General features: G+C 72.1%; 7 protein-coding genes. 2 read left to right on the forward strand and 5 right to left on the reverse strand.

The features are described from left to right. Positions 1 to 64: 64 nt before the first annotated feature. The 5 genes from ACIRPU_RS22920 to ACIRPU_RS22940 form a co-directional block, all read right to left on the reverse strand. Positions 65 to 289, reverse strand: a complete 225-nt coding sequence (locus ACIRPU_RS22920; RefSeq protein ID WP_403870100.1) for a hypothetical protein — start codon at positions 287 to 289, stop codon at positions 65 to 67. Between the two features lie 25 nt (positions 290 to 314). Next, entirely contained in the window at positions 315 to 1,946 is a 1,632-nt protein-coding gene (locus tag ACIRPU_RS22925; protein ID WP_403870103.1) for a phospho-sugar mutase, read from the reverse strand. 134 nt (positions 1,947 to 2,080) lie between these two features. Continuing rightward, the gene (locus ACIRPU_RS22930; protein ID WP_355708188.1) at positions 2,081 to 2,905 is read right to left on the reverse strand and encodes a purine-nucleoside phosphorylase; all 825 of its coding nucleotides are present in this window, start codon (positions 2,903 to 2,905) and stop codon (positions 2,081 to 2,083) included. Between the two features lie 98 nt (positions 2,906 to 3,003). Continuing rightward, positions 3,004 to 3,285: a type II toxin-antitoxin system RelE/ParE family toxin gene (locus ACIRPU_RS22935; RefSeq protein WP_403870106.1), complete on the reverse strand. Its 282-nt coding sequence runs from the start codon at positions 3,283 to 3,285 to the stop codon at positions 3,004 to 3,006. A 54-nt stretch (positions 3,286 to 3,339) separates the two neighbouring features. Then, entirely contained in the window at positions 3,340 to 3,777 is a 438-nt protein-coding gene (locus tag ACIRPU_RS22940) for a gamma-glutamylcyclotransferase (protein ID WP_355708192.1), read from the reverse strand. A gap of 96 nt (positions 3,778 to 3,873) precedes the next feature. Between ACIRPU_RS22940 and ACIRPU_RS22945 the strand changes: the two genes are divergently transcribed. Together ACIRPU_RS22945 and ACIRPU_RS22950 are read left to right on the forward strand one after the other, a co-directional pair. After that, complete coding sequence (locus tag ACIRPU_RS22945; RefSeq protein WP_385559613.1) at positions 3,874 to 5,322, forward strand: NAD(P)H-quinone dehydrogenase; 1,449 nt, start codon at positions 3,874 to 3,876, stop codon at positions 5,320 to 5,322. 188 nt (positions 5,323 to 5,510) lie between these two features. Next, positions 5,511 to 6,476: a DeoR/GlpR family DNA-binding transcription regulator gene (locus tag ACIRPU_RS22950; protein WP_403870110.1), complete on the forward strand. Its 966-nt coding sequence runs from the start codon at positions 5,511 to 5,513 to the stop codon at positions 6,474 to 6,476. The last annotated feature ends 274 nt before the right edge of the window (positions 6,477 to 6,750 follow it).

A 6,750-nucleotide genomic window follows, 5' to 3' on the forward strand; every position in this document is an offset into this window, starting at 1 on the left:
TCGGCGGTCCGTGTGCGGCGGCGGGGCACCCGCGAGGGGTGCCCGGCGCACGGGTGGCGTGGGTTCAGCCCACCACGTCGACGAAGGCGCCCGCGGAGACCGCGCCCGCGGAGACCGCGGCCGCGGTGCCCGCCGTGCCGGCGTAGGACCACAGGTAGGAGCCGTCGGCGTACCCGCGGACGGTGGTGGAGAGGGTGCCGTCGGCGGCCGTCCGGACGGCCTTGACGGTTCCGGACGGCCTTGAGGGTGCGGTAGGCGCCGGCGCCCTTCGGACGGTGCGAGGGGCCAACGCGAAGTGAAGTGTGCGGCGCCCCTCAGATGCCGGCCGCCGCCGACAGGTCCCGCTTGATCGCGGCGAGCAGGTCGTCCGCCGTGCCGCGGGCCGCCGGGAGGTCGGCGTGGGCGGCGACCGGGACCACGACCTCCAGGTAGCACTTCAGCTTCGGTTCGGTGCCGCTGGGGCGGACGATGACCCGGGCGCCGTCCAGCGTGTAGCGCAGGCCGTCGGTGGGGGGCAGCTTGTCCGTGCCCTGGGTGAGGTCCTCGGCCCTGGTGATGGCCAGGCCCGCGAGCGAGGTCGGGGGCCGCTCGCGGAGCCGCTCCATCGCGCGGGCGATGACCGTGAGGTCCTGTACGCGGACCGAGAGCTGGTCGGTGGCGTGCAGACCGTGCTCCACGGCGAGGTCGTCGAGCAGGTCGAGGAGGGTGCGGCCCTCGGACTTGAGGGCGGAGGCGAGCTCCGTGATGAGCAGGGCGGCGGTGATGCCGTCCTTGTCGCGTACGCCCTCGGGGTCCACGCAGTAGCCGAGGGCCTCCTCGTAGCCGTAGCGCAGGCCGTCGACGCGGGCGATCCACTTGAAGCCGGTGAGGGTCTCCTCGTAGGGCAGGCCCGCCTGCTCGGCGATACGGCCGAGGAGGGAGGAGGACACGATCGACTCGGCGAAGACACCGCGCGCGCCGCTGCGGACGAGGTGCGCGGCGAGGAGCGAACCGACCTCGTCGCCCCGCAGCATGCGCCAGTCGCCCTCGTGGGGCACGGCCACGGCGCAGCGGTCGGCGTCCGGGTCGTTGGCGATGATCAGGTCGGGCCCGGTCTCGCGGGCCCTGGCGAAGGCGAGGTCCATCGCGCCGGGCTCCTCCGGGTTGGGGAAGGCGACGGTCGGGAAGTCCGGGTCGGGCTCGGCCTGCTCGGCGACGAGGACGGGCTCGGGGAAGCCCGCGCGGGCGAAGGCCGCCAGCAGGACCTCCTTGCCCACTCCGTGCATCGCCGTGTAGACCGTGCGGGCCGTGCGGGGGGAGTCCGGGGCGAGGACGGCGTCCGTGCGGGCCAGATAGGCGTCGAGGACGGCGTCGTCGAGGGTCTGCCAGCCGGCCTCCGGACGCGGAACGTCCTTCAGGGCGTCGATGGCGTCGATCTCGGCCGCGATCTCGACGTCGGCGGGCGGCACGATCTGCGAGCCGTCCCCCAGATACACCTTGTAGCCGTTGTCGCGCGGCGGGTTGTGGCTGGCGGTGACCTCCACGCCGGCGACGGCGCCCAGGTGCCTTATGGCGAAGGCGAGGACGGGGGTGGGCAGAGGGCGGGGGAGCACGGCCGCCCGGAATCCGGCGCCCGTCATCACGGCCGCCGTGTCGCGGGCGAAGTCCTCCGACTTGTGGCGGGCGTCGTAGCCGATGACGACGACCCCGCCGGTCCCGCCGTTCTTCGTGAGGTACGCGGCGAGGCCGGCCGCGGCCCGGATCACGACGGAGCGGTTCATCCGCATGGGTCCGGCGCCGAGCTCCCCGCGAAGTCCGGCGGTGCCGAACTGGAGGGTGCCGGCGAAACGGGCGGCCAGCTCGGTGACGTCCCCCGCCTCGATGAGCCTGCCCAGCTCCGCGCGGGTCTCGGGGTCGGGGTCCTCCGCGAGCCAGGCCTGGGCGCGGGCGAGGAGATCGTCGTGCACGGTGGGTCAGCCTCCGATTGCGTGTCAGCGCCGGTCGGTATCACTCAGCCCGTCCGGCGTTCGAGGACGAGGCCCCTTCAGGGCCGAAGCGGGGGTCTGGGGGCGGTGGCCCCCAGCCACCTGCGGAACCGCTTCTACAGCCTGTCCAGCACCTGCGCCAGCAGCGAGCCCATGCGCGTCGCCGAGTCGCGTCCCGCCTGGAGGACCTCTTCGTGGTTCAGCGGCTCGCCGGTCATGCCGGCGGCCAGGTTGGTCACGAGGGAGATGCCCAGCACCTCCGCCCCCGCCTCACGCGCCGCGATGGCCTCCAGCACGGTCGACATGCCCACGAGGTCCGCGCCGATGGTCCGGGCCATCCGGATCTCGGCCGGGGTCTCGTAGTGCGGGCCGGGGAACTGGGCGTAGACGCCCTCCTCCAGCGTCGCGTCGATCTCCTTGCACAGGGTGCGCAGCCGCGGGGAGTACAGGTCCGTGAGGTCCACGAAGTTCGCGCCGACGATGGGGGACGTCGCCGTGAGGTTGAGGTGGTCGCTGATCAGCACCGGCTGGCCGGGGCGCATGCCCTCGCGCAGGCCGCCGCAGCCGTTCGTCAGGACGATCGTCTTGCAGCCGGCCGCCACCGCCGTACGGACGCCGTGGGCGACGGCGGCGACGCCGCGGCCCTCGTAGTAGTGGGTGCGGCCCAGGAAGACCAGCGCCCGCTTCTCGCCGATCTGGTACGAGCGGATCTTGCCGCCGTGGCCCTCGACCGCGGGCGGCGGGAAACCGGGCAGCTCGGTGACCTGGAACTCGGCGTCGGGAGCGCCCAGGGCGTCCACGGCCGGTGCCCAGCCGGAGCCCATCACGAGGGCGACGTCGTGGGTCTCGGCGCCGGTCAGTTCGCGCAGGCGCGCGGCGGCGGCGTCGGCGGCGGCGTGCGGGTCGCCCTGGATGTCGTCCGGGAGAAGAGATGCGTTCACGCGATGAGGGTAGCCGGTTAAGGCCTACGCGCGTAGATGACGGAGCCCACGGGACGACGATCGTTGTCTTGTCGTTTCCAACGAGAGGGGCGGAGCGATCACTCGCCCGTGACGAAGATGTCCTTGTCGTTGAAGACTTCGACGATGAAGATCAGTAGCCTGCCGACGCTGACGGTGTACTCGATGAGGATGTTCTGGGTCAGCCGGATCGTCCGGTCGTCCCCGGTGGAGCTTATGGGCCGGGACAGGTCGGGAAACGGATCCGCGGCGAGCATCATGATGCCCTTCTCGAACACCGCCCGCTGGGGTTCATCCAGCCGGTCGCGCGCCGCTGCCGCCTGCTCCGTGTAGAAGACGGTGTACGCAGTCCTGCCGGTCATCGCGCTCTCCCGTTCGTCTGCTGTGATGCCCACCGAGTCCAGAGTCGGCCGCGCTCAGCAAGGCCTCTTGCGCAGCTCCATCACGTAATCGTGTGGTGCTCCGGCGGATTCGGCGGCGTCGGCGATCTCCCCGAGATAGCGGGCCGCGGGCAGCCCGCCCTCGTAGCCGTTCAGCACGAACATCCAGGCGGACTCCTCCCCCTCCAGCGTCTGCACCCGCACCCGGGCGCGCCGGTAGATGCCCAGGCCCACGCCCTCCCAGCGGTCCAGGGAGTCCTCGTCCATGGGGGCGACGTCGTACAGCGCGACGAAGACCTGCGCGCCGGGGTCCTCGGCGACCGTCGCCAGCGCGCCCTCCCAGCCCAGCTGCTCGCCGCCGAACGTCAGCCGCCACCCGTTCAGCCAGCCGGTGGCGCGCAGTGGCGAGTGGGGAGCGCGGCGGGTCATCAGCCGCGCGTCGAGGTTGCCGGCGTACGCGGCGTAGAGCGACATGCAAGGAGAGTACGGCAGCCCGCGCACGCGTCACTCTCGTAACGGTGGCGCCCTCGCGGCCCCCCGGGGCAGTACCACCGGCCCCCGTGCGGGACAATGGAGTACGTGACTCGGATCGTGATCATCGGTGGCGGACCCGGCGGCTATGAGGCAGCGCTGGTGGCCGCGCAGCTCGGCGCGGAGGTGACCGTCGTCGACTGCGACGGTCTGGGCGGAGCGTCGGTGCTGACCGACTGCGTGCCGTCGAAGACCCTGATCGCCACGGCCGAGGTGATGACCACCTTCGACTCCTCGTACGAAGAGCTGGGGATCATCGTCGCCGACGACACCCCGCCGCTGGAGCAGGCCGCCCGGGTCGTCGGGGTGGACCTCGGCAAGGTCAACCGGCGGGTGAAGCGGCTCGCGCTCGCCCAGTCGCACGACATCACCGCCTCCGTCACCCGGGCCGGCGCGCGCGTGCTGCGCGGACGCGGCCGGCTGGCGGGCATGCAGGCCCTCGACGGCTCGCGCAAGGTCGTGGTCAGCGCCGCCGACGGCACCGAGGAGACCCTCACCGCCGACGCCGTGCTGCTGGCCACCGGCGCCCACCCGCGCGAGCTGCCGGACGCCCAGCCCGACGGCGAGCGCATCCTGAACTGGACCCAGGTCTACGACCTCGGCGAGCTCCCCGAGGAGCTCATCGTGGTCGGCTCCGGTGTGACCGGCGCGGAGTTCGCCGGCGCCTACCAGGCCCTCGGCTCCAAGGTCACCCTCGTGTCCTCGCGCGATCGCGTGCTGCCCGGCGAGGACCCGGACGCCGCCGCCGTCCTCGAGGACGTCTTCCGCCGCCGCGGCATGAACGTCATGGCCCGCTCGCGCGCCGAGTCCGCCAAGCGGGTCGGCGACCGGGTCGAGGTCACCCTGTCCGACGGCCGGGTCATCACCGGCTCGCACTGCCTGATGGCGGTCGGCGCCATTCCCAACAGCGAGGGGATGGGGCTGGAGGAGGCGGGCGTCAAGGTCCGCGAGTCCGGTCACATCTGGACCGACAAGGTCTCCCGGACCACCGCCCCCGGTGTGTACGCGGCCGGTGACGTGACCGGGATCTTCGCGCTGGCCTCCGTCGCCGCCATGCAGGGGCGTATCGCCATGTACCACTTCCTCGGCGACGCGGTGGCCCCGCTCAACCTGAAGACCGTCTCCTCGAACGTCTTCACCGACCCCGAGATCGCCACCGTCGGCTACAGCCAGGCCGACGTGGACGGCGGCAAGATCGACGCCCGGGTCGTCAAGCTGCCGTTGCTGCGCAACCCGCGCGCGAAGATGCAGGGCATCCGCGACGGCTTCGTCAAGATCTTCTGCCGGCCCGGCACCGGGATCGTCGTCGGCGGTGTGGTCGTGTCGCCGCGCGCCTCGGAACTCATCCACCCGATCTCGATCGCCGTCGACAACAATCTGACGGTCGAACAGATCGCGAACGCGTTCACTGTGTACCCGTCCCTTTCCGGGTCGATCGCCGAAGTGGCGCGACAGCTGCACACCCGGAAGACATCGGGCGAAGCCTGACGGCCGGTTTCGACTCCCCGCCGGTCACGGGGAGTTGACGGCGCGTCGTCGCCGGGTTGCCGGGCATGCGGGAGGCATAGCCGCCTGAACCAGGCCCTATACCACTCCCCGTCCTCCTGTGCGAACAACTTCTACTATTCGGCGCAAAGAGCTGAAAGCAGACGGTCGTCCGCGTTACTGTCAGTTTCGTGTTCGCTGCAGAACGTCGTCAATTGATCCTCGAAATGGTGCGAGCGAACGGGGCCGTGTCGCTCCGTGAACTCGCCCGCGTCGTCCAGACCTCCGAAGTGACCGTACGGCGGGACGTGCGCGCACTGGAGGCAGAAGGACTCCTCGACCGCCGACACGGCGGTGCGGTATTGCCGGGCGGGTTCACGCGAGAATCCGGCTTTCCGCAGAAATCCCATCTCGCGACCGCCGAAAAGACCGCCATCGCGGATCTCGCCGCGAACTTCGTCGAAGAGGGCGAAGCCATCGTGGTCGGGGCGGGCACCACCACACAGGAGCTGGCCCGCCGGCTCGCCCGGGTGCCCGGCCTGACCGTCGTCACCAACTCGCTGCTGGTCGCCCAGGCGTTGGCCCATGCCAACCGGGTCGAGGTCGTGATGACCGGCGGCACCCTGCGCGGCTCCAACTACGCCCTCGTGGGGAGCGGCGCCGAGCAGTCCCTCCAGGGACTCAGGGTGTCGCGGGCCTTCATCTCCGGGAGCGGACTGACCGCGGAGCGCGGGCTGTCCACGTCCAACATGCTGTCGGCGTCCGTGGACCGGGCGCTGGTGCAGGCGGCCGCGGAGGTCGTCGTCCTCGCCGACCACACCAAGCTCGGCACGGACACGATGTTCCAGACCGTGCCGACGGACGTCATCACCCGGCTGGTGACCGACGAGCCGCCCGCGCACGACGACCGTGCGGCCACCGAGCTCCAGGCTCTGGCGGACCAGGGGGTGCAGATCGCCGTGGCCGGGGCGTCGGGGAGCCCGGGGGGTGACCCGGCCCCGGCGCGCCATCAGCAGCAGCGTCGGGACGTGCCGCTGCCGGCTCCGCGGCGGGGTCAGGTGCCAGGGGCTGCCGCGGGGCTGCGGGCGGCTTCGATGATGGGTGAGCAGCCCCCTGGCGGGGAGCGGGCTCGGGTCGCGGACCTGCGTCGCCGTTGACCTCGCGGGGCCGCCGCGCCGGGTGACCTGGGGGCTCCGCCGCCAGACCCCCGTTCGGCCCTGAACGGGCCTCGTCCTCAAACTCCCCCGGAGGGGCCCCCGGACGGGCTGGAATGAGGCGCTCTGAAACGCGGCGAGGCGCCCGTTGGACGGGCGCCTCGGCACGGGTGACCGGTGGGGTCAGTCCTTGATCTCGCAGATCGCGGCGCCGGAGGTGATGGACGCGCCGACCTCCGCGGCCAGGGCCTTGACGGTGCCGGAGCGGTGCGCGTTC

The organism is Streptomyces sp. NPDC102259 (assembly GCF_044766465.1).
Lineage (GTDB): Bacteria > Actinomycetota > Actinomycetes > Streptomycetales > Streptomycetaceae > Streptomyces.